The organism is Microvirga massiliensis (genome assembly GCF_001006805.1).
Taxonomy (GTDB): Bacteria; Pseudomonadota; Alphaproteobacteria; order Rhizobiales; family Beijerinckiaceae; genus Microvirga; species Microvirga massiliensis.
In genome coordinates, this window is record NZ_LN811374.1 from 20,879 (window position 1) to 45,820 (window position 24,942).

Below are 24,942 nucleotides of genomic sequence, written 5' to 3' on the forward strand. Positions count from 1 at the left end.
AAATCGGATCGCGCTTGCCGTCGAGAATGCCAGGAGACGGGGACCCGGCGCTGCTTCCGCCAAAACAGCACCGGCTCTCGCGCCTCAACGCAGAAGATCGAGAGCGAGCGTCGAGGTGCCGGCCTTGCCGAGGCGAAATCGCAGGTCCGTTTCCGCCACGAAGCGCGGACCCTCTCCCGGCGTCAGATGAAGTTCGCCGCTCGCGAGCGGAGCCCGCGAGCCGAAACAACGGAGCCGCGCCGTGTAGCGACCGTGTGGAGGCCGCAGCATCTCCCCTGGCCAAAGGACATACACCGAGGGGCTCGGGTTCGCGTCAGAACGGATCGCGGTCACTTCCACCGTCCAGGGAGCGCCGAGTAGAGCATGCACACTGCGAAGGTCTCCGCTGCGCATCAGGTCGCGAATGCGCGACGACGAGCATACGGCACCCTGATATTGGGCCGGCGCGACCTCACTGACGCCGAAGCGCAGTTCGACGCCCAATCGCTCCAGAAGAGCAACGTCGCCTTGACGGCCGCGCCCGAAGCGGAAGTCGTAGCCCACTACTACGTGAGAAACGCCCAGGCCGTCCACCAGGACCCGCTCCACGAACTCGTCCGCGCGCTGCCCGGCGAAGGCACTGTCGAAGGCCGGCTGAAAAACGAGATCAAATCCCATGCGTTCGAAGCTCTCGTGCTTCGTCAGCCGGGTGGTCAGACGAAAGGGATCCGCTCCGGGTGCAAAATGCTGGCGTGGATGTGGCTCGACCGACATGATCCCGAGGGGCCGGCCCGCGGCAGCGGCCCGGATGCGCGCGGCCTTGAGCAGTGCCCGGTGCCCGCGATGAAAGCCATCGAAATTGCCGAGCAGCATCACGCTTCCCCTGAGGCTGCCGGGCATCTCCTCAAGCGTCGTGACGACTCGAGGAGCCGAACAGTCGATGGAGTGCAGCGGGAGGAGTTCCGGGCCGATATTCCGCTCGACCAAGTTCACGCTCGCGGCGCAATCGTAAGACGCTGACGCTTCCATCGCGTCAGGTTGCAGCCTCCCGGCCGGCAGGCAAAACCGAATATCCTAAGTAGAGCAACGGAAAATCGGATGCCGTTCCCTGCCGCTGTTTGCCGAGGATCAAGCTCACGCGGCCCGCGATGGCGGATACTCGCGTCATCATGGCATCAGTGGACTAGGAATCGACCATGCAGCACCAGATCCTCGCCGGCCTCGGGCAATGACCGGCGCATCGTCTGAGGTGAACGTCCGGTGCTCGGCCCGAGTCCGCTTGATGCGTCGGACAGAGAGTTTCGTATATTCGTTGATCGTATCGGCTATATCGGCGACTCTGATGCTGTCAGTTGCACGGTCACCTGGCGCGTTCGGCTCGGCCTCCATCCGGCTTGCCAGAAGGAGACCCGATTCCGCCTTGAGGTATAGCAGCAGCGAGGGGCAGCGAAAGAACGCCCGGATCTTTCCTGCATACATACCTACGAGGTGCGCTTCGCGGAGCACGATCACGGTCATGATCACGATCATGTGCATGCGGACGAGGATGCCCACGAGCGCGAGCACGCGGAGCAGATCGCGCAACAGTTCGCAGCGAACGACACCCAGGTCACGACGGGCCGGATCGCCCTCTTCGGGATCACGGGCGGCCTGATCCCCTGTCCGGCCTCCATCACGGTGCTGCTGATCTGCCTCCAGCTCGGGCAGTTCACGCTCGGCGTGGCGACAGTGGCCGCCTTCGGCCTCGGGCTGGCGATCACCATGGTGGCGATCGGGGTGGCGGTCGCTCTGATCAGGGCGAATAGAACGGTGGTGGGCCACGCTGCTCGTCTGGATCTCGCCCAGAGCAACAAAGCCTCACTATGCGAGGCCGCCATAGATCGGGAAACGATCGCACAGGGCTTTCACCTCTTGGCGGACGCTCCTCTCGGTCGCGCCATTACCGTCCGCGCCCGCCTTGGCCAGTCCGACGAGCACACGTGCGATCATGTCGCCGATTTGCTCGAACTCCTGGACGCCGAACCCGTGCGTGGTCCCCGCAGGCGTCCCGAGCCGAATGCCCGACGTGATGGCCGGCTTCTCGGGATCGAACGGAATGCCGTTCTTGTTGCAGTTCCGTCGTGCGGAGGAGGAACTGGGCTGGCTGGAGTTGAGCATCAGGCCCGCGAACGCTCGCGATTGATGTGGCATTTGTCCTCCGGTTGTGAAGTCTGACTCAAACCGGAAGGATCCAGACTCTGATTGCGGAAAAGTCCGGCGATTGCGGAAAAGTCCGGCCTTCGGCAGCAAGGACCACCAAACGCTCGGACGTGATTGATCCGAAACAACCTCGGTCCCTTCGAATGCCCAGCGGACCCGTTGCCGGGCTACAGCAGCGGGGTGCCGCCGGTCACGGCATGGATGCCGCCCGTCATGTAACTGCCCTCCTCGGAGGCGAGCAGAACGTAGATGCCGGCCAACTCCCTGGGCTGGCCAGGGCGGCCCAGCGGCGTGTCCGCGCCAAAGCTCTTCACCTTCTCGGGGGGCATGGTGGAGGGGATCAACGGCGTCCAGATCGGGCCGGGCGCGACCGCGTTCACCCGGACCCCCTTGCTCCCGAGCATCTGGGCCAGGCCCGCCGTGAAGTTCGAGACGGCCCCCTTGGTCGCGGCGTAGGCCAGCAGCATGGAACTGGGCTTGTCGGACTGGATCGAGGTCGTGTTGATGATCGATGCGCCCGGCCGCATGTGGGGAACAGCGGCCTTGGCGAGGTGGAACATCGCCTCAATGTTGGTGCGGAACGTATAGCTCCACTCCTCGTCGGGGATGTCGTCCAGGGCCTCATAGGTGCGCTGGAAGGCGGCGTTGTTGACCAGGATGTCGATGCGGCCGAACTCACGGACCGCCCGGTCGATGATGGCGCGGCAGTGAGCGGCCTCGGCGATGTCGCCCGGCACCAGCACGCAGCGACGCCCCGCGGCCTCGACGTGGCGAGCGGTCTCCCGGGCATCGGCGCCCTCGTGCTCGTTCAGGTAACTGATCAGGATGTCCGCGCCCTCGCGCGCATAGGCGATCGCCACCGCCCGGCCGATCCCGCTGTCTCCTCCCGTGATCACTGCCACCCGCCCCGTGAGCCTGTCGCAGCCCCGGTAACTCGTCTCGCCGTGGTCGGCCTGAGGGGTCATCTCCGCCTCGGTGCCGGGCGGCTGGATCTGGTCCTGGTCGGGCTGGCTCATGCCGGTGCTCCTGTCGGGGATGCCGTTAAGCATCGGGTTCTCAGGAAGTTCCACCAACCATCCAGCGGTGACGCATGCGCGAGCAACGGCCTGGCCGTTGATCCCGTCCCATGGCATGGGAGCGATGAAATGGTCGAGCATGCGGAGACCACCAGACGCACCGGATCACATCCGGTGGCTCTTGCTGCCGAATGCCGGTGAGATGCATGCTCGGGCTCCGGGGGGCGGAAGTGGCCATATGTAGGACAGCGGATATGCTTGGCGACCGGCTGGGGGCGCGGCGGGTCAGAGCTGTCGCAGGAGCCTTTGCATGGCCACGCCTATGTCAGGACGAGAGGCCGGAGTTGATCGCAACTCGTGCCTTTTGATCAAAGCGCATCAGGTCAGAAACCTGCCCTGTCGCTCTCCAAGGATATCCTGGAACGGTTTGCCTCAACGTTTTTGGCCAGGAAGGGCACCATCGCAATCGTAGGAGGCTGCCGTGGATGAACTCAACCGCCGCCTACTGGCCATCGTTTGCGCGGATGTAGCAGGCTACTCGCGCCTGATGAGCGAGGACGAGGAAGGCACATTCGCCCGCCTCCAAACCCTGTTGAACGAGATCGTCTACCCATCCGCTCAGCGTCACCGCGGCCGTATCGTCAAGACCATGGGGGATGGATTCCTGGCGGAGTTCGAAAGCCCCGTCAAAGCCGTCCACTTTGCCATGGAGGTCCAGCAGAGATGCCTTGAAACGGGCAGCGTCCTCCGGTTCCGGATCGGCATTCATGTCGGAGATGTCATCGCCAAGGACGGAGACCTTTTCGGTGACGGCGTCAATGTCGCAGCGCGCCTGCAAGAGCTCGCCGAGCCGGGTGGCATCCTAGTTTCCCGCCCGGTCCGAGACCATGCCCGTGATCACGCTCCCTTCGAAGAAGCAGGAGAACAGAGGCTCAAGAACATCCCGCGTCCGGTCCGGACATTCCGGGTCGCAGGGCCGCGACAGAAACCTGTTCGGCTGCGCTCAGCCAGGATTCTATGGAAGGGAGCCATCCCGATCGCGCTGGCGTTGGCCGGGATTCCGATCGCAATCGGATTCACGATGTTTCACCACAACCGCGATCCCATGACGCTGCCCGTTCGGCAGGGCAAGCCAACCATCGCCGTGCTTCCATTCGTCAACAAATCCGGTGATCCCTCGCAGGAGTACTTCAGCGATGGACTGGCCGAGAACGTTCTCGCCGCTCTGGGCCAGTCTCCCCATCTGTTCGTCGTTTCCCGCAACTCGACCTTTTCCTACAAGGGCAAACCCATAGACCTCGCTGAGGTCGGACGTACCCTTGGTGTCCGTTATGTCGTCGAAGGCAGCGTGCAGAAGCTCGGGGATCAGATTCGTGTGGCGGCGCAACTCAGCGACGTGCGAGGAGGCGAGCAAGTCTGGGCCGAACGCTATGACCGACCCCTACAGGATATCTTCGCGATCCAGGATGAAATCGCTGACCGGATTGCCGCCCGGCTCGGCGCCAGCATCCAACGGGCTGAGGTCGCCGCGAGCTTGCGGAAACCGACCACGGACCTCACGGCCTACGACTACTATCTCCGTGGCCGGAGCCTTCGGCAGACGGGCCAAAAGGATCAGTCCCTCGAGGCCCGCGCATTGTTCAAGAAGGCGATCGAACTCGATCCGACTTTCGCCCCGGCCCTCGCCGAACTGGCTTTCTCCGACTATCGGGAGGTGTCTCTGCGCTGGGACCCGCCCAATCGGGACAGCGTGCTGACCAGGGGGCTCGCTTACGCGCAGAGGGCACTTGCCGCAGATCCCGGCCTGCCCTTGGCCCACATGGTGATGGGTGATCTTCTTCTGCGTCGGCTGGCGCACGACGAAGCCGCCCGATGGGCGAAGCGGGCCATCGAACTCAATCCCAGCGAGTCTGAGTATAAAGCCGGGCTCGCGAACATTCTGACCTTCATGGGCCGCTCCGATGAGGCGATTCCGCTGATGCAGCGGGCATTCGAACTCAATCCCCTGCATCCTCCCAACTACGACAATTATCTTGGGCGGGCCCTTCTTCTAAGCGGAAGGCCCAATGAGGCCCTGCCGTATCTTCGCGACTGCGCCCGCCGGGTCCCTGATTACTGGCCATGCCATCTCTACTCGGCCGTCGCATTCGCGCAGCTCGGCCAGCAAGCGGCAGCACTGGCCGCAACAGAGGATCTTCGACGTCATTCGACGTTACGCTCCGTCGACGACTTCCTCTCGACTGGCGAATACCTTCCTAGACCGTCACGAGACATGATCAGGGACGGTCTGATCAAGGCGGGTCTGCCACCGGAATAGGCAGGGCCAAGTGGCCAGCGAGTGGGGGTGACCTGCGCCCTCACTTGCCCAAACATAGCTCCAGGCAGAAGATCAATGCCGGAGCTAGAGACCAAGCTGCATCACGCAATGAGCGATGACTTGGTGGTCTTTGATACGTACTGCCGGATAGCTCACGCCCGCTTGGGTCATTAGGAGACCTTCCACGCTCACACTCTCCTTCAGGCTGAGCTTCAATTTTATTGAAAAAGATCTCGCGGAAGGCTGCATATGAAACTCATACCTTTTTCGCTTATCCTGAGGTGCTGGCCTTGGGAGAATGTATGACTAGCACGCTTCCCAAGTATCATGCCGCCTTCCTCGAGCAAGCCCGCGGCATCCTCTCAACTGACCCTCGCATCCAGACTTTGCTTGCCGGCGGCTCCTTGATCCATGGTGGCCTGGATGAGTTCTCTGATCTCGACCTCGTTGTCGTCGTCGAGGAGGCCTCCTACACTGAGGTGCTTGCTTCCAGAATGGACATTGCTCGCCGCCTCGGACCGTTGCTGAGTGCATTCGCGGGCGAGCACGTTGGGGAGCCCCGCCTCCTGATCTGCCTCTATGGACCTGAGCTTCTCCATATCGACTTGAAGTTCGTCACGATGTCGGACCTGGATCGGCTCGTCGAGCGTCCGATCGTTCTCTGGTCACGGGACACAGTGGCCGTCGAGGCAAGACTGGACCGGGCGGACATTTCCTGGCCGAACCTGGATCCGGATTGGTTTGAGGCGCGGGCCTGGATCTGGCTCCACTACGGAGCCGCCAGAGCATTGCGAGGTGAGCTCTTCGAGGCCATCAGCATGCTCGCTTTCTTCCGGGATCAGGTTCTGGGGCCCATGCTCCATCGCCGTGCGGGGCGCCCGCAGCGGGGTGTGAGACGCGTTGAGGCGTATGGGCTCGATGAAACGGGGCAACTGGCCGCGACGGTCGCACGCCATGATTTCGGATCCGTGAAGGCCAGTCTCGTTGCTGCCATCGACCTTTATCTCAAGCTCCGTGCAGACGAGCCACCGCGCTCAGAGGTGAAAGGCATGCCCCAAGCTCTCTTCGAGTTCTTGGGACACGAGGCTGAAAATGCAGCACGGTGGTGAGTTGGCTGCTGGGCTCCTTGAACGCGAATGACGCGCAATTGCCTTCGTGGAACGGGTCACATTCGGGCAAGAAGCTGAGAGGCATAATCTGGCAGCGAGTCATTTCATTCGATTACCTCGTCAGCGCGGGAGAGGAGCGATTGGGGGATCGTGAGGCCCAGGGCTTTCGCAGTCCTGAGGTTGATTACGAGTTCGAATTGCGTCGGGACGCCCTGCGGGATCGGCAAGGGACGGCGTAGGAGGCTCTCGAAGGCGGACTGATCACGATCCACGTCGAGCCGGAGAACGAGACAAACCACGCGGGCTTCGTCGTGCCGCGGCACGGCTCGAGCACGTCCAACTCCCGGAATGGATGCCGGATACTGGGAGCCTGAGATTCCTCCGATGCACAGGCTGGCACCGACATTTGCCGCTTGCGAAGCGCTACATGGGCGGCACGACGCCGTCCTTCCCGACGAGCACCCGCGAGGCCTGGAGAGTCCCATCGGCCTGGCGCTGTACGGGGACGAACACCGCCGCTCCGGCTTTGACATCGGCCTTCTCGGCGGGACCGAATGTCACGATGGGAGCCTCCGGCGGGACCGTGATGGTCTTCTCGCCACCCTTGTACGAGAGCGTCAGGGTGCGCCCGTCGATGCCCTGGACCGCTGAGGCGACGGTGGCATTCGTCATCGAGCTCTGCGGCAGCAGGTCCCACGGCGAGTGACCCTCGCCGGTGCCCCGCATGTTCTCCGGGAAGACGAGCACCTCGATCGCCCGGAGTGAATCGCCCGCCTGCGGCAGCGCCGCCACGCCCACGAAGCTGCCGGGCTTGATGTCGTCGAGCTGGGCTCTGACGACCCCGGACACGGCCCAATTCTCGGCGAGCCGGATCGAGGCATCGTTGCCCGCCCGCGATTTGACGTGGAGGGTCGAACTGTTGAGGCTCACGACCGTGCCGCGCACGCGAACGGGCTGCGCCGCCTGGGCGAGCGCCGCAGTCGGGCCGCAGGCGAACAGAACTGCGGCCACGGCAGCCACCTTGACCAGCCGATCCATCCAGTTGCGCGTTCTCATCTCACGCCTCCCGCGTTTGGACTTTCCAGTGTCGCGACCTATTCCACGACTGTAGCCCGAAAGGCCGCACGGGTGATTGGATTTCACATTCGCGGCACCGGAGCACGGCGCGCCTGTGCTCCACCAATCCGGGACCGGACAGAGAGTCCGATCACTTCCCGAGATGCTTGTCGAAGAAGCTGGCAATCTCCCCAAAGACCTCCTTGGTTTCCGACGCCGTGTCATCCCGGATGTAATGGGCGTGACTCTGGCCTTCGTAGACCTGGAGAACGGCTTCGACCCCCGCTTGGCGCAGCTTGCGGTGAACGCGGACCGTGTTGCTGAGCAGGAGGTCGCGGGTTCCGCTGGTGAGGATCGTCGGCGGGAACCCCTGCATGTCGCCGTAGACCGGTGAGAGCATCGGGTCCTTCAGATCCTGCCCGTTCGCATACACCTTCGCGCCCGCATCGCAGAATCCGTCGCGCGAGACCAGGACATTGTCGAGCAACTCGTTGGTGTAGAAGGTGTCGCCGGTCTTGGTCGTGTCGGACATCGGCGTGCCCGGCGCGATCGCGGCGGGGAGCGGAAGCCCCTCCTGTTTGGCCCGCAGGACCATTTCGAGCGTCAGGGCGCCGCCCGCCGAGGTGCCGAAGATCGCAATGTTCTTCGGGTCCGTCGTTTTCACCAAAGCCCTCCAGACCGTCATGCCGTCGTCGAGAGCGGCGGGGAAATAGGCTTCGGGCGGCATGCGGTAGTCGACCGAGATCACCTTGAAGCCGCCGAAGCCCGCCATGAAGATGGCTTCAGGAAGCCCCGCCTCGCCGGGGTTCAGCACATAGCAGCCGCCGTGCATGTGGATGAGCAGGCTGTTGCGGTTCTCGGGGCGGATGGTCTCGGGCGTCACCACGAAGGCCCTGACCCCGTCGATGGTCGTCCTCTCGACCTTGACCTTCAGCCGTTCGAGCATTCCGGGGATGTTCTTGATGGTCCCGGCCGCGCCGGTCTCGGCGACCCCCTTCCACTCCTCGCCTGTCTTGGGCTGGATGTTCCAGTTCTGGCGCAGCGGCGCGCCGATGATCCTCTGCATCTCGGGGCTGACGGTGTTCGGCACCGGCACCGTGCGGGCCGGCACCTCCAGGGGCGCTGGGCCGGCGGTCTGAGCGCTCGCATGTCCAGCGACAAGAACGAGAAGTCCCGCGGCACAGGCAGCGCTATGCCGCAAGCACGGGGTCAGGTGCGAAGATGCGCTCGTCATTGTCCCCTCCGTTCCACTGCAATCTCCGGACATGGGAGGCGTCCGGTGTCGGTGTGCCTCCCCGGACAGATGCCGATGGCCTCGAGAGCCCACACTTGTTTGATCGTTACGTAGAGGGCGCTGTCACGAGAACCACGGCGAAAGCGCGATTTCGTCGAGGGCGGAACCCGGGAGGGACGAAATTCTCGACCGCAAACCTCCATCCGGCGTCCCTCTGCGGCCGCGACACCGCGGCCAAGTGTTTGTGCCCGCCTCGGCTGGATGCGGCATCGACACGCCCTGAGAAGCCCGGCCGTCGGCAATGGAGCCGATCCCGACAACCATTCCTGCATCACGCTCTTTGCGTATAGTCGACGCACCCGGTCACGTCGTCCACAGCATAGATCACTGCCTCGATCGCGCTTGCCCCATTGGCAAGCTGTTCATCAGTCACGGCCTCGTTCCCCTCCCCTGACCGGCAATGGCAGCGTGTTCTCTCCTGGCGCAAGCGGGCAGACCCATTGGCCCGAGTAGGAGCAGGATGGATTGTAGGCGAAATTGAAGTCGAGGATGATCCTGCCGTCCGGTGTGCACCCGAGGTCAGCGCCCTTGATGGTGTCAAGCAGATAGCGGCCGCCCGCAAAGGTCTCGCGGCCGCAGGTTGCGTCCCGGAAGGGAAGGAACACGCCTCCGCCATAGCCCTCGATCCAGTAAAGTGTCAGTTCATTGCCGAGATGAGGTGCGAGGCCGCGGGTACGGGCAAACGGAAGCAACGTGACCGCGCCGTCGCGGCCCGCGGTCATGCTCACTGGCTCGGAGTTATCCGGTCCGCCGAGTTCAGCAAGATGACGAAGCGAGGGGTCGTAGGCAAAGTACGGAATACCTGGGAAGTGGCGGCGCTCCTGAGAGACGATCGGCGACTGGGCATGGCGGCGGAAAAGGTCGTCGCGCACGGCACACCAATGCTGCCAGCCCGGCAGCGGTTCGGACGACCGTACTTCCGCATAGAGCTCACTGATGTGCCGTCGCCAATCCCATAGGCTCCGGTGCTGAACGAGAGCCTCCTGTGCGTTGGGGCGCATTGCACTCGATTGTGGGTCGGGCAACGGAGCGCGCGCTGGAGGAAAGTCTGACATCGGAATATCTTCCCCACCTGAACTCACGACCTTGCCGGTCCTGTCTCGACGAGGGGATTCATCATCAATCTCCTGGGCCTGGCAAGTTTCGCGAAACCTGCCCCTCATGGCCGGCACAAAACCGCCCTGGATAACCGAGCGCAACGCCTTCGGTGTTTCACGAGACCAGAAGTGGAGATCATCATGAAGCTTGTCGAACGTTTCGGCGCTGTGGTTCTCACCCTCGCCGCCTTGATCACCCCTCCAGCCGTCTCCGCACAAACGATCAAAGTCGGCTCCAAGAACTTCACCGAGCAATTCATCGTCGCTGAGCTCTACGCTGCGGCCTTGGAGGCTGCGGGCTTCAAGGTGGAGCGCAAGATCAATCTGGGTACGACGCTGGTAGCCCATGAGGCGGTCCGCACTGGCGCCATCGACCTGTATCCTGAATATACAGGAACGGGTCTCAATGCGGTGATGAAATCAGGAGGCGTGGCGGATACCGATCCCGGTAGAATCCATGAGATGGTCAAGAACTACTACGAGAAGGAGTTCAAGCTCACGTGGCTCAAGCCATCCGGCGTCAACAACGGTTATGCAATCGTAGTACGGCCTGAGACCGCGCGCGAAATGAATCTCAAAACCCTCTCCGACTTGGCCAAGGTAGCCGCCAAGCTCAAGATCGGCGCCGGGCCTGAATTCGGCGACCGCCATGACGGCCTCAAGGGCTTGAAGGAAGTATATGGGATTGAATTCGGGGAGTTCCGCCAGTTCGCCGCACTCCGGCTGCGATACGAAGCTCTCAACCAGAAACAGATTGACGTCGCCAACGGGTTCGCCACGGATTGGCAAATTGCGGCCGAGAAGTTCACTGCGCTCAATGACGACAAGAGCCTCTTCCCGCCCTACTATCTCGCACCAGTCGTCCGCATGGATACCGTCGCACGCAATCCGAGGATCGTTGAGACACTGGATCGCGTTGACGCCCTGCTCGATAACCCAACCATGCAGGAGCTGAACCGACAGGTGGAGGTCGGAAAGAAGGAGCCCCGCCAGGTTGCGATCGAGTTCCTGAAGGTCAAAGGAATGGTCCGCTGACGAGCGGAGGTCCCGGCCTTCGGACGGGTGGCTTGCATGACTGGTGTCGATCACACCACCGAAATGGTGCAGCCGGCGTCCTTCAGCATTCCCTGACTTCTGCGAAATTCGTGCAGCCCTGACGAGCGCCGCGGCCTCATGACCTGGACCGTCAACAATTATGACCGTCTCCTTGCTGCTCTTGGCGAGCATGTGAGCTTGGTCAGCATCGCGCTTGCGATTTCGCTTGCCGTCGCGGCGCCGCTCGGGATCTGGTCGGCGCGCCGTCCGAGAGTCTACACCGTCACCATGGCGGTGACGGGCATGGTCTACACGGTCCCGACGCTCGCCCTGTTCGCCTTGCTCATTCCGTTCATGGGCCTGGGCACGGCCCCGGCGGTGACGGCGCTCGTCCTGTACTCGCTTCTGATCCTGGTGCGGAACATCGCGACGGGCTTACGCGAGATCCCCCACGAGCTCGTCGAGGCCGCGGACGGGATGGGCTTTGCGCCGACGCAGCGGCTCTTCCGTATCGAGCTGCCGCTGGCGCTGCCCGTGATCATAGCGGGCATACGGATCACTCTGGTGACGCAAATATCGGTCGCAACCGTCGCTGCCTACATCAGCGCGGGCGGGCTCGGCGACATCATCTTCCAGGGGATCACGCAGGATATCGGCGAGAAAGTTGTGGTCGGCGCCATTGCAGCCTCGATTTTGGCTGTGATCGCCGATGGAGGGCTTCGCTTCCTCGAATGGCGACTGCGCATGGCTTTTGGGGAACAGGCCTGATGCTTTGGAACGTCCTGACGTGGGTCGGCGACCATCCCGGTGTCTTCTGGCAGGCAGCGAGCCAGCATCTTGCGCTCTCGGCCGCAGCACTCGCCGCCGCCACCGCCATCGCACTGCCGCTTGCGGTTCTCCTCGTGCGATGGCCACGGGCCTCGGGCTTGGCGATCGGGCTGGTCAATGTCCTGCGAACGATCCCGAGCCTGGCCCTGCTCGTCATCCTGCTGCCCGTCCTCGGGACGGGCTTCCCCCCCTCTCTCGTGGCTCTGATCCTCTATGGCTTGCCAACCGTCCTCATCAATGCCTACGCAGGCCTGCGCGGAGTAGACCCGGACATCATCGAAGCGGCACGCGGCCAGGGCCTGTCGCAGCGCCAGATCACCCGCAGGATCGAGATCCCGCTCGCGCTGCCCGTGATCCTTGCCGGCATCCGCACGGCCGCCGTGCAAGTCGTCTCCGCGGCTACCCTCGCTGCCTTTATCGGCGGGGGCGGGTTTGGCGAGTTGATCACGTCGGGAATGGGCATGCTCGACATTCCGCAACTCTTGGCCGGTGGTCTCGCCGTCGCCGCCCTCGCCTTCGCAACCGAGTTCGCCTTCGGTCTGTGTGAGCGTCTCCTTCGTGCGAGGATTGCATGATCCGCCTTCAAGGCGTGTCGAAGACATTCCCGGACTCCCCCCGCCCGGCCGTCGATCACTTCGATCTCGACGTGCCAACGGGCAAAACCTGCGTCCTGATCGGGCCCTCCGGTTGCGGGAAGACGACCACCATGCGGATGATCAATCGGCTGATCGAGCCGACGAGCGGCCGCATTCTGGTCGATAGCGAGCCCGTGACACACGCCGATCCGGTCGGCCTGCGGCGGCGCATCGGCTACGTGATCCAGCAGATCGGCCTTTTCCCGCATATGACCATTGCTGAGAATGTCGCGACCGTGCCGAAGCTTCTCGGCTGGAAGCCGGAGCGGATCCGCGCCCGCGTGGATGAGATGCTGGATCTCGTCGGCCTCGACCCCGGCCAGTACCGGGCACGCCATCCTCGCCACCTCTCCGGCGGGCAGCGACAGCGGGTCGGCGTCGCACGGGCACTCGCGGCCGATCCGCCTGTCATGCTGATGGACGAGCCGTTCGGGGCGGTCGATCCGATCATTCGCACGAAGCTTCAGAGTGAGTTCCTCTTCATTCTCCGACGGCTGCGGAAGACCGTGATCCTCGTGACCCATGACATCGACGAGGCGATCCGCATGGGCGATCTGGTGGCGGTCATGCGGGAGGGGCGCCTGCTCCAGTACGACACCCCCGAAGGGCTGCTCTCTCGGCCGACGGATGCCTTCGTCGCCGATTTCGTTGGGGCGGACCGGGCCCTCAAACGGCTCTCCCTCATCACGGCCCGGGAGGTCTGTGAACCCGTCACAGTGCACTCAGACACGCCCACGGTAGCGGGCTCGGCCACATTGCGCGATGTCCTCGCTGCCCTGCTGGCCTGTGGTGCCGATAGCGTCCAGGTTAGAGATGGCAACGGAGCGATGCTGGGCGAACTAACCCTGGCGGCAATCCGAAGGCTTGCGGTCACCGTTGAGCCTCAGGACGCGTAACTCCGTCAGGAATCCTTAAGATGGAGTCCGGGCCACCTCGGCCACCTCCCTGGCGAACAATCCCGTGAATCGGAATTCGGAGCCCTGCGAGAGAGCAGCCGACGACTCGGCACGCACGCGGCATCCGGTAGCGAACGCCGCCAAACACCAGGCAAGCGATTGATCCGGAGCAGTGGATCACCTGCCTTCCGGACCCTGCCCAGTTACTCGAGGCCGTGTCACGACGAGCCCGGCGGCACGAAGAGGAAGATGATGGCCTTGGTCGCTTGGTTCTCGACAGGTGGAAGCGGGCATTCCGTGACGGTTTGGTGCTTCTTCGCGCAACCCTTCGCCCGTCCTGGAGCGGTCAGCCCTCCGTGCCGTCACGTGAACCCGCCGGATGCGGCCAGATCCGAATGCCTCAGGATGCGGGATAGTGGGCGAACACTTCGGTCGTTCCTTCCTTGCGCGCCAGGGCCACGCGCCGCCTCAACCTGTCCAACCGCCTGCACCGGCGGCTACCGCTCGCCTCGGCGACGCTGGTCGCGCTGATCGGGCTCGTCATGCTCTGGGACAGCTTGGCCGATCGCCAGTCCATCGCTGCCTGACACCTCGCGAAAGCGCGGTCGCCGCTCAGCACTCCTCCGGCGGCTTGAGGCCCGAGAACTGCCGCAGCAGCGCGAGATCGTAGGACGCCTTAATGACGCCCGCGAGGACGAGCGGCCAGCCGAAGGACGTCACGGTCAGCAGCCACCCCGACAGGAGCGGCGCGACCGCCGAGGCCAAGCTGCGGGGCACCGCCGTGAGGCTCGCCGCCGCCGGCCTCTCTTCCGGGCGGACCACCGCCATCACGTAGGAGGAGCGCGTCGGGACATCCATCTGCGACAGCAGCCCCCGGGCGATCAGCAGTCCGAAGGCGATCCAGATCGTCGGCGCGAACGCCGTCAGGGCCAGGAAGAGGCTCGACGGCAGATGCGTGAACACCATCGTGTTCACGAGCCCGAACCGCCGGGCCAGCGGCACCGCCGCGAAATACGAGACGGCGGAGCACAGGCTCGTCACGAAAAAGATCGTCCCGATCACGGAGACGCTGATCCCGAAGCGCTCCCTCAGCCACAGCGCCAAGAGCGCGTTGACCACGAGCCCACCCCCGAAGGCGTCCACCGAGAACAGGGTGGCCAGGCGGTAGACCGTTCCGCGGGACGGACCCAAGGGTGCTGGCGGGCTGTCGGTCCCGGCCTCGGCCGCGGGCGACAGATTGCGGTAGAGCAGAAACGTCAGAAGTCCCAGGACCCCATAGAGCCCGAACAGCATCGTCACCACAGTGGGTGGGGCGAGGTAGGGCGCGAGCCAGTCCACGCTGCCGACCGACAAGGCCCCGAGCGCTCCAAAGGAGGCCCCGACGAAGCTGTAGCGCGCGAAGACCGCCGTGCGGGCCTGATCCGCCGCGACATGGGCGATCACGGTGTGCTCGAGGGGCAGGAAGAGGCTGACATCGCCGCCGGACGGGTTGAGCGTTCCCACGAAGGCAATGACGAGCAACGGCCAGAATGCCCCGATCCCGGCAAAGCCGAAGCCCGTGGCCGTCATCAGGAGCGCGGCGGCGAGCAGCGCACGCCGCCGCGGGATCCGGTGCGCGACGAGCCCGATGGTGAGCGTCAGCAGGGCCGAGCCCAGCAGGGTTGCGGTCGAGACGATCCCGACCGCAAGCGCGTCGTAGCCGAGATGCGAGAGGTGGAGCGGCAGCAGGATCGCGACGTAGCCGTCCCCGAAGGCGCGCAGCGCCCGTGCCATCAGGATCCGGTTGATGTCGGATGGCGCATGGCCGCTCAGCCGGCGGCCTGCCCCGGTCCGGATCCCTGCCGTCCCCGGGGCTGCTCCGTCCATCCGGCCTCCAGACTCCGCCTTGGCTGCGATATCGTTCATCCCGCCTCGACCAGGTGCCTGGCGCCTGCGCACCAGGCTGTGCGCCTCCGGCCATCAGGGTGACGGTCGGTAGACCCAGAGTTCCGCCGGCTGCTGCGACCCCGCCCGCACCGCGAGAAAGAGACGATCCAGCTCCGGGACGAAAAGCGAGGTCCGGGCGCCGGATGCGGTCGGGATGCGGGCGATCCGGCGGTAGGACGCCTCGTGCGGCTCGAACACATCCAGGAAGCCGTCGCCGCAGCTCACATAAACGCGATGCCGCTGCACATCGACGAACACGTCGTCGGCATCGCCGCACGTCGAGGTGCTCGTGACCTCCTTCCCGTCGGCCATCGAGAAGGCCGCCAGCACCGCCGGCTTCCGGAACACCACGATCACCTGCCGCAAGGCCTCGTCGAGCGCCATGGGGAAATTGCTGCCCCATGCGCCTGTCGACCGTTTCGTGAGCGTCCTACCGTTATCGCGGTCGACGACCTCGATCGCGTGCGCATCGGGTACGTTCACGAAGATGCGGCTCCCGCCGCTCTCGAGCCGGAAGCTCTCGGGGTGACCGTCGAGAGCGATGTCGGCGACCTTGCGGTTGCTCTCGGCATCGATCGCCGCCAACGCGCCACCTCCGTAGCCGACGAACACCCGCCGCCCCGCGGCATCGACGCGGATGTTGTCCGCGTCGTCGCCCAGTTCGATGCGTCCGGCGTCCCGGAAGTCCGCCCCCCGGAACAGCCGCACCGATCCATCACCCGCGTTCGCGACATGGAGGGTGTCGTTCGACGACACGTAGCCGACACCCTGCGGTTCCTTCAGTCCGGTGATCCTATGAAGGACCTTTGCCGCCTGGAGATCGACGATTCCCACGCTGTTGTTGCCGAGTTCGGCCACGAAGAGACGGTGGCGCGAAAGATCGACCGCCATGTGGTCGATCCGACCAACGACATGACCGAGAGGAATCCTCGTCTCGAGCTGGAGCGGTGCGGGATCCGCGGCATGCCCGTCCGACAGGCTGGCCACGCTCAGGAGGGCCGATATCGCTGCCATCGTGAACCTCCCAAGAGGCGGCCATCGCATCGACGCCTCCCCTAGCCCTTGGCGACCTTGACGTGATCGAGGGCGGCGCGCAGCCCGGCCGCGAGTTTCCCGGTGTCGTCGTTGGCCCAGAAGTGCATGAAGAACAGCCGCGGCTCATCGGCGAGCATGTGGTTGTGCAGTGCTGTGACCTCGATCCCATGCGCGTGCAGGGCCTGGATCACCGGGTTCACCTCGTCGGCCGTGAGCACGAAGTCGCCCGTGATGGCCGCCTTGCCGGATCCCGTCGGCTGGAAGTTGATGGCGATCGCCGAGCCCATCGCGTCCGGGACCTCCATGCCCGAGTCCTTCGGCATCTCGGACCGGGGGACGCTCACCTGATAGACGCCGCCGTTGATCTTGCCCTTGCGCCCGAGCGCCTGGTCGATGGCCGCGGTGTCGAGATCGACTTGCTGATTGGCCGATCCGGTCGTCGCCGCCTGCGTGGCGGCGTCCGCAGGAATCCCCGCGGTCTCCGCCCCGAATGGCGTCTTGCTCGCCCCGAGCGCCTCCTTGAGGGTCGTTGCAAGCTTCGTCGGCGCGCCGTGCCCGTGCACGTGCATGTACATCGTGGCAGGCGAGGCGCGCAGCAGGTGGTTGTGCAGGGCCGTGATCTCCACCCCGCCTTCCTCCAGGCGCTTCAGCACTGGGTTGACCTCCTCCTCGGTCAGGACGAGGTCGCCGATGACCGTGACCTCGTTGCCCATCGGCTTGAACGCGAGCCAGGACCCGAGCGCGAGTGATGGTTTGATCTCCACGCCATCCAGCATGACCTTGAGATCCGTTCGGGGCAGGCCCACCCGGTAGACGCCGCCCGGCATCTCGGTGCCCGGCTTGCCGAGTCCGGTGGCGATCTCCTGCTGCCAGGCCTCGGCCGCGAGGGCGGGACCCGCTGAGATCAGGCTCAGGGCTACGATTGTGGTCAGGATCCGCATCGTGCTCTCCTTCATCACCCCCGTGATCGACGTCGTCCGTTCGGCGGACGCTCATTGCCGTTGTTGTGGCTTCTGCACCGTGCCTTCCTCGTAGACGTCGGTTCCCGGCTCGCGGAGCTGGACGGTCCGGCTCGAAGCCCAAACCCGGTAGCAGCGACGCTCCTCTCCCTCCCGCTTGAGGCAGAGCTCGTCCCTCTCGACGCGCCAGGTGCCCGTGCTCTTCCGGCCCATCGAGACCGACCGCAGCCGGCCGTCCCGGCCGAACACATGCGCCCAGTGGACCTCGTCCGAGAACTCCATGCCCGTGAGACGGGCCCGGATCTCCCGGCCGTCGAGCGGCCGGAACGGTTCGGCCGGGAGGGCAGCGGTCGCACAGGGAAGCGACAGCGCCAGTGCAATCAGCGACCGCGGGATCCTTCGGGTGCGCACCGTCATAGGCTCCCGGAACGCTCCGCGGGTGCGGTCGTCAGCTCGGCCAGGAGCCGGTCGGCGTTGGCCCAGCGGACCGCCTCCATGAAGGTGTCGACGTAGCTGGCCGCCTTGGCGCCGTAGTCTATGTGATAGGAGTGCTCGTACATATCGAGCGCCAGGTTCGGCACGCCGCCGGCCAGCGTGTGGCAGTGGTCGGCGGCCCACTGATTGACGAGCCTGCGGTCGCGCGGCGACCAGGACAGGAGCACCCAGCCGGAGCCGCCCGCGAGCGCCTTGCCCATGGCGATGAACTCCGCGCGCCAGCGCTCGTAGGAGCCGAAGTCCCGTGCGAGCGCATCCTTCAGGTCCGAGCCCGGCTCGCTCTCATCGCCGAGGCCGTCGAAGAACAGCTCGTGCAGGATCATCGAGTTCATCGCGATCAGCTCCTCGCGCTTGAGTCCGTTGATCAGGAACCCCGGCGCGGCGGCGTAATCGAGTTCCGCCAGCTTCTCCTCGATCAGGTTGAGGCGCTTGACCGCCCCGCCGTAGTTGTTCTCGTAGTGGCTGACGATCATCCGCTCCGACATGCCCCTGATCCGCGCCGGATCGCAGCCCAGCGGCTTCATGGCGTAGGTCATCGTTCCCCTCCCTCGGCTACTCCAGCGGCTTGATCTCGAGGCGGTCGAAGCGCGTGATGCTGTCGGCCTTGGTCCACAGCGCGACCTTCCCGGGCGCGCCGAAGCGCTCGTCCCTTGCGGTCAGCGCCTGCCTGCCATCGAACAGGACCGTGAATGCGTTGCCTTCGGCGCGCAGCGTGAGATCGTGCCAGGCGCCCAGGGTGACTTTGGTCTTTGCCCCGGCGATCTGCTGCCGTTTGCCCGCGACGACCCGATAGAAGGTCACGTTGTTCTCGAGCGCGTTCGCCCGCGCGAGGTAGTAGTTGTTGCGGTCGGTCAGGCGGACGGCGACGCCGCCGGCTTGGTCCACCCGGCCCGAGACCGGCATGAACCGGACCGTGACCTCGACGTCGGCCGGTAGAGGCAGCTCCAGGATGGCGAGCGGGAAGCGGTAGTCCGTGCGGTCGGAGTCGAGCTGGGCGAGCGCCTTCCCGCCCGTAGCCGTCCTGTCCTCGACGATCTCCCAGCGGCCCGGCCTGCCCTGCCCAGTGAGCGCGGAGACGAAGTCCTTCGGGAGCGCCCCGACCGGGGCGTCCGCGAATGAGATCTCCTGCGCCACCGCCGGAGCGGCGAGGAGACTGGCGACCAGAGCTGCCGCTCCGAGAATCCGGTCCCGTGTCATGGGATCACTCCCAGTTCAACCGCGGATCGGCGGCGAAGTCCGCGTCGGTCCGGACATCGAGGAGCGCCGGACAATCCGGCCGGCCGATGAGACGCGCGAGTTCTTCGGTAGAGATGATGTTGATCGACGACATGATGCGTCCTCGCCACAGGAGAGCTGGACGCGATGCTTGGGCATGTCGCCTCGTGGGGAGATCGCAATCCCCATGACGGAATTAGAGGATCGCAAGGCAGCACATGTCAAGGCGATTGCGCCCGACAGGGATCGGCAGGAACTGGCCGTGCATTGAGCGGCAGGCGCAACGGCAGTATCGTCGTTGATCCTGAGTGACGGAGTTCCCGGTGACCCTCGGGAGATGAGGACCGGGCCAGGCAACCGGACCCGGTCCTGGAACCTGCCTCCCCGAGGACATGACGCGTCAACGACTCGTGCAAGGGCCTTCGGCGGAGCTTGCGAGTATCGGGATCCACTCACCGAGGGCCTGCCGGCGCGACTGACCTGCCGCGGTGAAACGCGGCCGAACCAGCCGCCATCCGAACTGCGTTCCAGTCCCACTGCGTGACAGGGTGTAGGGTCGTCGCGTCCCGGGCGCGTGGCACCGTGATCCCCGCCGCCTGCCTCGTGACGGTCCTGCACCACGGACCCCTTCCGAGGAGCAACCCGCATGCCACTGCAGTCCCTGGTTCCGACGAACTCGCCGGCGTCCTTCGACGTCCAGGAGACGACCTTCAGCCACGACATCCTCGGCCGATACGTCTGCAACACCTGGGACGAGATCGACAAGGAGCGTGCCGACGGGGGATATCCGTTCGATGCCGTGGTGATCGGCGCCGGGATGTTCGGCGCCTACTGCGCCGAGAAGCTCTATCGCTTCGGCGCCGGGCAAGCCCTGCGCGTCCTGCTGATCGACGCGGGCGCCTTCCTGCTGCCGACGCACATCCAGAACCTTCCGCAGCGCCTCGGCGGCACCATTGGCGGCGGTCCCGACATCTCGACCAACCGCGACACGGGCTTCCGCAACGTGATCTGGCGGGTGCCCTGGATCAGCAACGAGATCTTTCCCGGACTGGCCTACTGCATCGGCGGCCGATCGATCTTCTGGGGCGGCTGGTCACCGCGCATGGTGAAGACCGATCTCGACAACTGGCCGAAGGAGGTCGTGGACTACCTCGAGGGCGTGGGCGGAGCCGTCGGCGCATACGCCACCGTCGAGGAAGAGATCGGCGTGAAGCCGAGCACCGACTATATCGTCAAGGCGAGCCTCTACGCCGCCCTCAACACGGCCTTCACGGCCGCGAAGCCCAAGGTGAAGGTGATCACCGAGATCGGCGAGGCGCCACTTGCCGTGCAGGGCAGCCCGCCCGCGTCGGGCCTCTTCTCCTTCGACAAGTTCAGCAGCGGGCCGTTCCTCATCGATGCCATCCGGCACGATGTCGGCACGAACGGGGCCGCGCAGGGCGACCTCGGCCGACGCATCTTCCTGCTGCCGCAGACCCGGGTGCTGCACCTCCAGCGGTCCGGCAATGCCGTGACGGGCCTCCAGCTCGACGTCGACGGCCGGGCGCAGACGCTCCAGGTCCCGCCAGGCTGCGCCGTCGTGCTGGGGAACGGCACGATCGAGGCGACCCGGATCGCGCTCAACGACCTCGGCGTGGGCGACATCACGTTCGGCTCCCCGCGCGTCGGCAACCTGGTGGCGCACCTGCGGAGCAACATCACGGTCCGGATCAAGCGCAGCGCCCTCGGCCTCCCGGCCGTGCCGACCGAGATCGAGACGACGGCCTTCCTCGTGCGCGGGGAGGCGCTCGGGCGCCGCTTCCACCATCAGGTCATCGCGTCGTCGGTCGTTGGCACCAACCCCGAGGCGGTTATGTGGAACATGGTCCCGGATATCGAGCTCCTGGACAACATGCTCGCGAACCAGAACCCCGAATGGGTGACGATCGTGTTCCGCGGCATCGGCGAGATGGAGGGCAGCCGCAAGCTTGCACCCGAGCCGGCGATGAGCTGGATCGACCAGAGCCCCGAGACCGACGACAGGAGCGTCCGGCGCGCCTACGTGAACCTCGCCCCGACGGACAACGACCGTAAGCTCTGGCAGGCGCTGGACAAGGCAGCCTTCGACTTGGCCGACCAGATCGCTATGGCCCCGGCGAACATCGAGTACCTGACGCCCGGCGGCTGGGTCGCGCAACGGCCGCAGCCGGACGCGCAGGGACGCGGGTTCTGGCAGGACAACATCGGCTCGACCCACCACGAGGCCGGTCCCCTCTTCATGGGCGACCCCGGCAAGTCGATCACCGACCTTCACGGCAAGTTCCACGGCCTCGACAACGTCTACGTCGCCGGTCCGGCGATCTTCCCGACGCTCGGCTCAGCCAACCCGTCGCTGGCGGGGCTGGCGCTCGCGCGCAGGACGGCCGATGCCATCGTGAGGGCGACCGCCGGAACGGGCGCGGACGGCGCGTTCGCACCGCTCTCGCTCGACCCCAAGGACTGGGTGCTCGTGAAGTTGGACCCGAACGCGGCCGGGGGTTCAGAAACTACGGTGCGGTGCTCGAGAGCTTCGGCGCGTATGGGCTGTACTTCTACGTGAAGGAGCAATTCTCGAACTTCGTCCTGAGGCTCGACTGGCGCGTCGCCCGGCGCGACGACAACTCCGGCGTCTTCATCCGCACGCCCGGCCCGGCCGTGGGGGCTGCGCTCGATGAGGCAGTGGCGAAGGGCCACGAGATCTAGATCGACGAGCGCGGCTTTGACGCCAATACGAACACCGAAGGCCATGCGCAGAAGCGGACTGGCGCGATCTACGACCTGCAAGCGCCCTCGTCCTTCCCGTCGGCTCCCGTCGGGGCCTGGAACAGTTACGAGATCCAGGCCAACGCTGGTGAGATCCGGGTCAAGCTGAACGGCCAGGGGGTGAACGTCTACAACAGCACCCGGCAGCAGTCCGGCTTCCTCGCCCTCCAGGCCTACCGACCGGGTTCGCGCGTGCAGTTCCGGAACATGCGCGTCCACAAGCTACCCTGAGGACGTGCGGGGCCGTCACGAGGCTGATATCCGAACCGCTCAGCGGTGCCGGGAGAAATCATGCTGCTGGGGCGGCGGTTGCGGACCGGGCATGCGCGACCGCCACCATCGCCGCGCCGCCGTAGTTCCGGTGGAAGCGCGTGACCAGCGGCCCTAACGGAACCACCGTGATCGAGTGGGCGTCCTCGGCACCCGGCATCCTGGCCGTGCCGGCCTGCCTCGACTTCGGCCACGTGGGACCGTCGGCGGCGCAATTGACCATGCCGCCAACATACCGCCGCAAAGCGCCGTGAACTCCCGCCGCCTCATTCGATCACCTTGTCGGCCTGTGCGAGAAGTTCGGGCGGTATGACGATCCCAAGTTCCTTTGCGGTCCGGAGGTTGAACTCCAGTACAAAGCTTGCCGGCTGCTCGATGGGCAAGGTTTCGGGCTTGGCTCCCTTCAGGATCTTGTCAACAAAATGAGCTGCGCGTCTGTAAAGGGCAACGTTGTCCGGCCCGTATGACATCAGGCCTCCAACCTCAACGAACTCGCGCCAGTGAAACATCGTCGGCAACCGTGCCGCGAGTGCAAGCTTTGCCAGCCGCTCGCGGTGCGCGGTAAAGAACGGGTCGGCCAGGGTGATTAGGCCATCGATATCACGGCGGCTCAGGCGCGTGACCGCGCTCTCCAACTCGGCTCCCTGTGAGACGGGGATCGCCCGCAGGCTGAGGCCGAGTGCCCGGGCGGCGCTGTCCGTCGCGCCCAGGTCGGCTTGGGCGCTTGGAAAACCGGGGTTGTAGAGAACAGCCACTCGGGCAAGATTCGGCACCGCGTCGCGGAATGTTTCCAGCCGCTTCTGCCCCATCTCGAGTGAGAAGTTCGTGAGACCCGTCACGTTTCCCCCGGGTTGAGTCAAGCTCTTGGCCAGGCCGGAGCCAAGTGGATCATTGCTGGCTCCCATGACGATCGGAATGGTCGGGGCGGCCTCCATCGCTGCTCGGACTGCGCTGTCACCGCCTGTGAGAATGACGTCAACCTTCAGCGCCGCCAGTTCGCGAGCGAGAGCGGGAAGCCGATCCGGATTGCCTTCTGCCCAGCGGGTTTCATAGATAACCGTTGCGCCTGCCTTGTAGCCAAGGACTTCCATCTCATCGAGAAAGGCCGCCCCGAAAGGATCAGGCAATTGGCCCTCCCGCAGGAGGCCGACCCGAGGGACCCTGTCGTCCGCCAATATGGCTGCGGCAGACAGCATGAGGACCAGGGCCGCAAGAGCCAACCGAATGTACCAGGCGGCGGAGTTCATGCCCTTGCCTTGTCGGTGCTCCTTGCTCTGTCTGAAGAGTTTACCAACAGCCCAGGGCCGCAACAATTTGTCCGACGGGGCAATGCTCCCGGGAACAACTTTGAGCTACTCGCGCCGCAGCAGGCACATCCCTCGCTCAGATCACTCAAGGTCCGAACCCGGCCGAGGCCGTGCCGAAACGTGCCCACCTCGCTGACACTTCGTTCTGATTCGAATCCAAATGGCCCAAAAGGACTCCATCCAGGTTTCTGATCTTCTGCTGAGGCAGAGACGAGCAACCTGAGGCTTATCCGGACGTTCGCATCCATCCCGAGGATGAGCGTGAGTGGATAGGGCTGGGCGCTCTGAGCAAACGAGCGGGCCACCAATGGAGTCCCTTTGGTTTCGGGATCCATGCAAGCGGGCTCCAGCTCAGGAATCCAGACACATGCCCAGTCATCCGAATGCTGTCGTCGCGCGTTCCTCCTACATGCTCCGGGCTGCCTTACCCATAAGGTGCTCGTGCCTTCCTGAACGTCGGCAGTTCCGCTCCCAGGGCGGGGACGTGATGCACAAAGACCGATCTGGCTGGGTGGGATGCACCAAGGGCTGAAAACAGCAAGCTCGATGACGCGAGAGTCCCTCGGTCCGCAAGGGGTCAAAGAACGACGCAAGGCAGCGTGAATGAAGGTCCGCTCACCGTTCGAAATGGTCCTTCTCCAGCCGACCAGCGACGCCCCGACTTTGCAGGAAGCCAATCCTTCATCGTGTCATCATAGCATTGTTGAGTGTTATCTCCTGGGCTCACGCCTCGCCCTGACTGATCCGAGACGTCAGCCGGTCACGCCGCCCTCAATCCATCAACGCGCCCAGGGGCGGCCAGCGGTACGTCTGGCCGGCACGGCGGACGAGAGCATTGGCGAGCGTTGTGCCATTGTCCGAGTTGGTCATCACGACCATTCCCTGTCCGAGAAACGGAAACAGGATCAGGAAGGATTGATAGCCGATGTTCTGGCCCCGCTTCATGAGAGCCAGCGCCTCACCCTCTCCACTGATGGCGGCCCCCAGACCGTAAGGACCAGGCGGCTGGCGGACGAGCATGGTCCGAACGGTGTCCTGCGAGAGCACTGGAGCCCGTGCGCTCTTGATGGCCTGTACAAGAGCAACCAGCAGCTTCGCGAGATCCTCGGGTGTCGACCACAGACCTCCGGCCGCAAGCTCGGGGACAACCCGCCAGCCGCCCGGCACCTCGCGGCCATCTTGCGTGTGCCCGGTTGCGGCACGCGTCACGAGGCTGTCAGGCAGCGGCTGGGCGAAAAGGCTGTCGACCATTCCGGCCGGTTCAAGGACAAGGGTCTTCATGGCTGCTGCAAACGGCTCGCCCGTGACGTCCTGAATGACCGCCTCGATGATCTCGTATCCGCCTCCGGAATAGGCGTAGGCGGTTCCGGGCGGCGTCATGACAGTGACGGGCTGAGAGTTCGCGGGCGGCGAACCGTTCAGGATCTCGCCGAGCGTGGGCAACGGTGCGCCGGGCGGATATCCGAGATAGCCCGGGACGCTGATGCCCGCCG

23 protein-coding genes and 3 pseudogenes are annotated in these 24,942 nt (G+C 64.9%); 10 read left to right on the plus strand and 16 right to left on the minus strand.

Features of this window, described 5'->3' with window-relative positions; all coding sequences use genetic code 11:
* Positions 1-84: 84 nt before the first annotated feature.
* Positions 85-1,008, minus strand: coding sequence for a hypothetical protein (locus tag BN1233_RS44010; RefSeq protein ID WP_048707904.1), 924 nt, complete (start codon positions 1,006-1,008; stop codon positions 85-87).
* Positions 1,009-1,509: 501 nt separating this feature from the next.
* Here BN1233_RS44010 and BN1233_RS45675 point away from each other — a divergent pair.
* Positions 1,510-1,728: pseudogene (locus tag BN1233_RS45675) on the plus strand (urease accessory protein UreH domain-containing protein); the annotation flags it as partial.
* 111 nt (positions 1,729-1,839) lie between these two features.
* Here the strand turns inward: BN1233_RS45675 and glyA are convergent.
* A pseudogene (glyA, locus tag BN1233_RS45680) lies at positions 1,840-2,214 on the minus strand (serine hydroxymethyltransferase); the annotation flags it as partial.
* A gap of 131 nt (positions 2,215-2,345) precedes the next feature.
* On the minus strand, positions 2,346-3,194 hold the full coding sequence (locus BN1233_RS40775) for an SDR family oxidoreductase (RefSeq protein ID WP_046869438.1): 849 nt from the start codon (positions 3,192-3,194) through the stop codon (positions 2,346-2,348).
* Between the two features lie 481 nt (positions 3,195-3,675).
* Between BN1233_RS40775 and BN1233_RS40780 the strand changes: the two genes are divergently transcribed.
* Positions 3,676-5,511, plus strand: coding sequence for an adenylate/guanylate cyclase domain-containing protein (locus BN1233_RS40780; protein WP_046869403.1), 1,836 nt, complete (start codon positions 3,676-3,678; stop codon positions 5,509-5,511).
* Between the two features lie 302 nt (positions 5,512-5,813).
* A complete protein-coding gene (locus BN1233_RS40785) occupies positions 5,814-6,620 on the plus strand; it encodes a hypothetical protein (RefSeq protein ID WP_046869404.1) in 807 nt (268 codons plus the stop codon).
* Positions 6,621-6,724: 104 nt separating this feature from the next.
* On the opposite strand, the gene BN1233_RS50345 is transcribed toward BN1233_RS40785, so the two are convergent.
* The 4 genes from BN1233_RS50345 to BN1233_RS40805 all read right to left on the minus strand — a co-directional run bounded on the left by BN1233_RS50345 (position 6,725) and on the right by BN1233_RS40805 (position 10,025).
* Complete coding sequence (locus tag BN1233_RS50345) at positions 6,725-6,919, minus strand: hypothetical protein (RefSeq protein ID WP_244470695.1); 195 nt, start codon at positions 6,917-6,919, stop codon at positions 6,725-6,727.
* Between the two features lie 124 nt (positions 6,920-7,043).
* A complete protein-coding gene (locus BN1233_RS40795; protein WP_147707830.1) occupies positions 7,044-7,676 on the minus strand; it encodes a DUF5666 domain-containing protein in 633 nt (210 codons plus the stop codon).
* A 151-nt stretch (positions 7,677-7,827) separates the two neighbouring features.
* Positions 7,828-8,910 (minus strand): alpha/beta hydrolase, encoded by a 1,083-nt coding sequence (locus tag BN1233_RS40800; protein WP_082145948.1) that lies wholly within the window; start codon positions 8,908-8,910, stop codon positions 7,828-7,830.
* Between the two features lie 425 nt (positions 8,911-9,335).
* Positions 9,336-10,025: a DUF1684 domain-containing protein gene (locus BN1233_RS40805; protein ID WP_244470696.1), complete on the minus strand. Its 690-nt coding sequence runs from the start codon at positions 10,023-10,025 to the stop codon at positions 9,336-9,338.
* Positions 10,026-10,208: 183 nt separating this feature from the next.
* Here BN1233_RS40805 and BN1233_RS40810 point away from each other — a divergent pair, with 183 nt between their 5' ends.
* The 5 genes from BN1233_RS40810 (at position 10,209) to BN1233_RS48025 (ending at position 14,048) form a co-directional block, all read left to right on the plus strand.
* Complete coding sequence (locus tag BN1233_RS40810) at positions 10,209-11,102, plus strand: glycine betaine ABC transporter substrate-binding protein (protein WP_046869441.1); 894 nt, start codon at positions 10,209-10,211, stop codon at positions 11,100-11,102.
* 138 nt (positions 11,103-11,240) lie between these two features.
* Entirely contained in the window at positions 11,241-11,870 is a 630-nt protein-coding gene (locus BN1233_RS40815) for an ABC transporter permease (protein WP_046869407.1), read from the plus strand.
* Positions 11,870-12,505 (plus strand): ABC transporter permease, encoded by a 636-nt coding sequence (locus tag BN1233_RS40820; RefSeq protein WP_046869408.1) that lies wholly within the window; start codon positions 11,870-11,872, stop codon positions 12,503-12,505. Before BN1233_RS40815 ends, BN1233_RS40820 begins: the two co-directional genes overlap by 1 nt.
* Positions 12,502-13,461: an ABC transporter ATP-binding protein gene (locus BN1233_RS40825; protein WP_046869409.1), complete on the plus strand. Its 960-nt coding sequence runs from the start codon at positions 12,502-12,504 to the stop codon at positions 13,459-13,461. The genes BN1233_RS40820 and BN1233_RS40825 overlap by 4 nt, the downstream gene beginning before the upstream one ends.
* Before the next feature lie 443 nt (positions 13,462-13,904).
* Positions 13,905-14,048: a hypothetical protein gene (locus BN1233_RS48025; protein WP_154678357.1), complete on the plus strand. Its 144-nt coding sequence runs from the start codon at positions 13,905-13,907 to the stop codon at positions 14,046-14,048.
* Between the two features lie 25 nt (positions 14,049-14,073).
* Here the strand turns inward: BN1233_RS48025 and BN1233_RS40830 are convergent, their stop codons facing one another.
* From BN1233_RS40830 to BN1233_RS50350, 7 genes are read right to left on the minus strand one after another with little or no spacing between them, the layout of a single operon-like run.
* The gene (locus BN1233_RS40830; protein ID WP_244470697.1) at positions 14,074-15,366 is read right to left on the minus strand and encodes an MFS transporter; all 1,293 of its coding nucleotides are present in this window, start codon (positions 15,364-15,366) and stop codon (positions 14,074-14,076) included.
* Between the two features lie 54 nt (positions 15,367-15,420).
* On the minus strand, positions 15,421-16,401 hold the full coding sequence (locus tag BN1233_RS40835; protein WP_046869410.1) for a YncE family protein: 981 nt from the start codon (positions 16,399-16,401) through the stop codon (positions 15,421-15,423).
* Positions 16,402-16,442: 41 nt separating this feature from the next.
* Entirely contained in the window at positions 16,443-17,363 is a 921-nt protein-coding gene (locus tag BN1233_RS40840; protein WP_187144490.1) for a DUF1259 domain-containing protein, read from the minus strand.
* Between the two features lie 51 nt (positions 17,364-17,414).
* The gene (locus BN1233_RS40845) at positions 17,415-17,792 is read right to left on the minus strand and encodes a hypothetical protein (RefSeq protein WP_244470698.1); all 378 of its coding nucleotides are present in this window, start codon (positions 17,790-17,792) and stop codon (positions 17,415-17,417) included.
* Between the two features lie 2 nt (positions 17,793-17,794).
* Positions 17,795-18,412, minus strand: a complete 618-nt coding sequence (locus BN1233_RS40850; protein ID WP_046869411.1) for a superoxide dismutase — start codon at positions 18,410-18,412, stop codon at positions 17,795-17,797.
* A 16-nt stretch (positions 18,413-18,428) separates the two neighbouring features.
* Positions 18,429-19,073: a hypothetical protein gene (locus BN1233_RS40855; RefSeq protein WP_046869412.1), complete on the minus strand. Its 645-nt coding sequence runs from the start codon at positions 19,071-19,073 to the stop codon at positions 18,429-18,431.
* Between the two features lie 4 nt (positions 19,074-19,077).
* A complete protein-coding gene (locus BN1233_RS50350; protein ID WP_425311792.1) occupies positions 19,078-19,206 on the minus strand; it encodes a rhodanese-like domain-containing protein in 129 nt (42 codons plus the stop codon).
* Positions 19,207-19,737: 531 nt separating this feature from the next.
* On the opposite strand from BN1233_RS50350, the gene BN1233_RS40860 reads away from it, so the two are divergent.
* Positions 19,738-21,669 carry a GMC oxidoreductase gene (locus BN1233_RS40860; protein WP_048707914.1) on the plus strand — a complete coding sequence of 644 codons (1,932 nt, stop codon included), beginning with the start codon at positions 19,738-19,740 and terminating at the stop codon, positions 21,667-21,669.
* Positions 21,666-22,103, plus strand: a pseudogene (locus BN1233_RS45690) (3-keto-disaccharide hydrolase). Before BN1233_RS40860 ends, BN1233_RS45690 begins: the two are co-directional and overlap by 4 nt.
* Before the next feature lie 305 nt (positions 22,104-22,408).
* Here BN1233_RS45690 and BN1233_RS40870 read toward each other — a convergent pair.
* Positions 22,409-23,389: an ABC transporter substrate-binding protein gene (locus tag BN1233_RS40870; protein WP_048707917.1), complete on the minus strand. Its 981-nt coding sequence runs from the start codon at positions 23,387-23,389 to the stop codon at positions 22,409-22,411.
* 831 nt (positions 23,390-24,220) lie between these two features.
* On the minus strand, positions 24,221-24,942 hold a 722-nt coding region (locus BN1233_RS40875; RefSeq protein WP_046869414.1), incomplete at its 5' end, for a serine hydrolase domain-containing protein.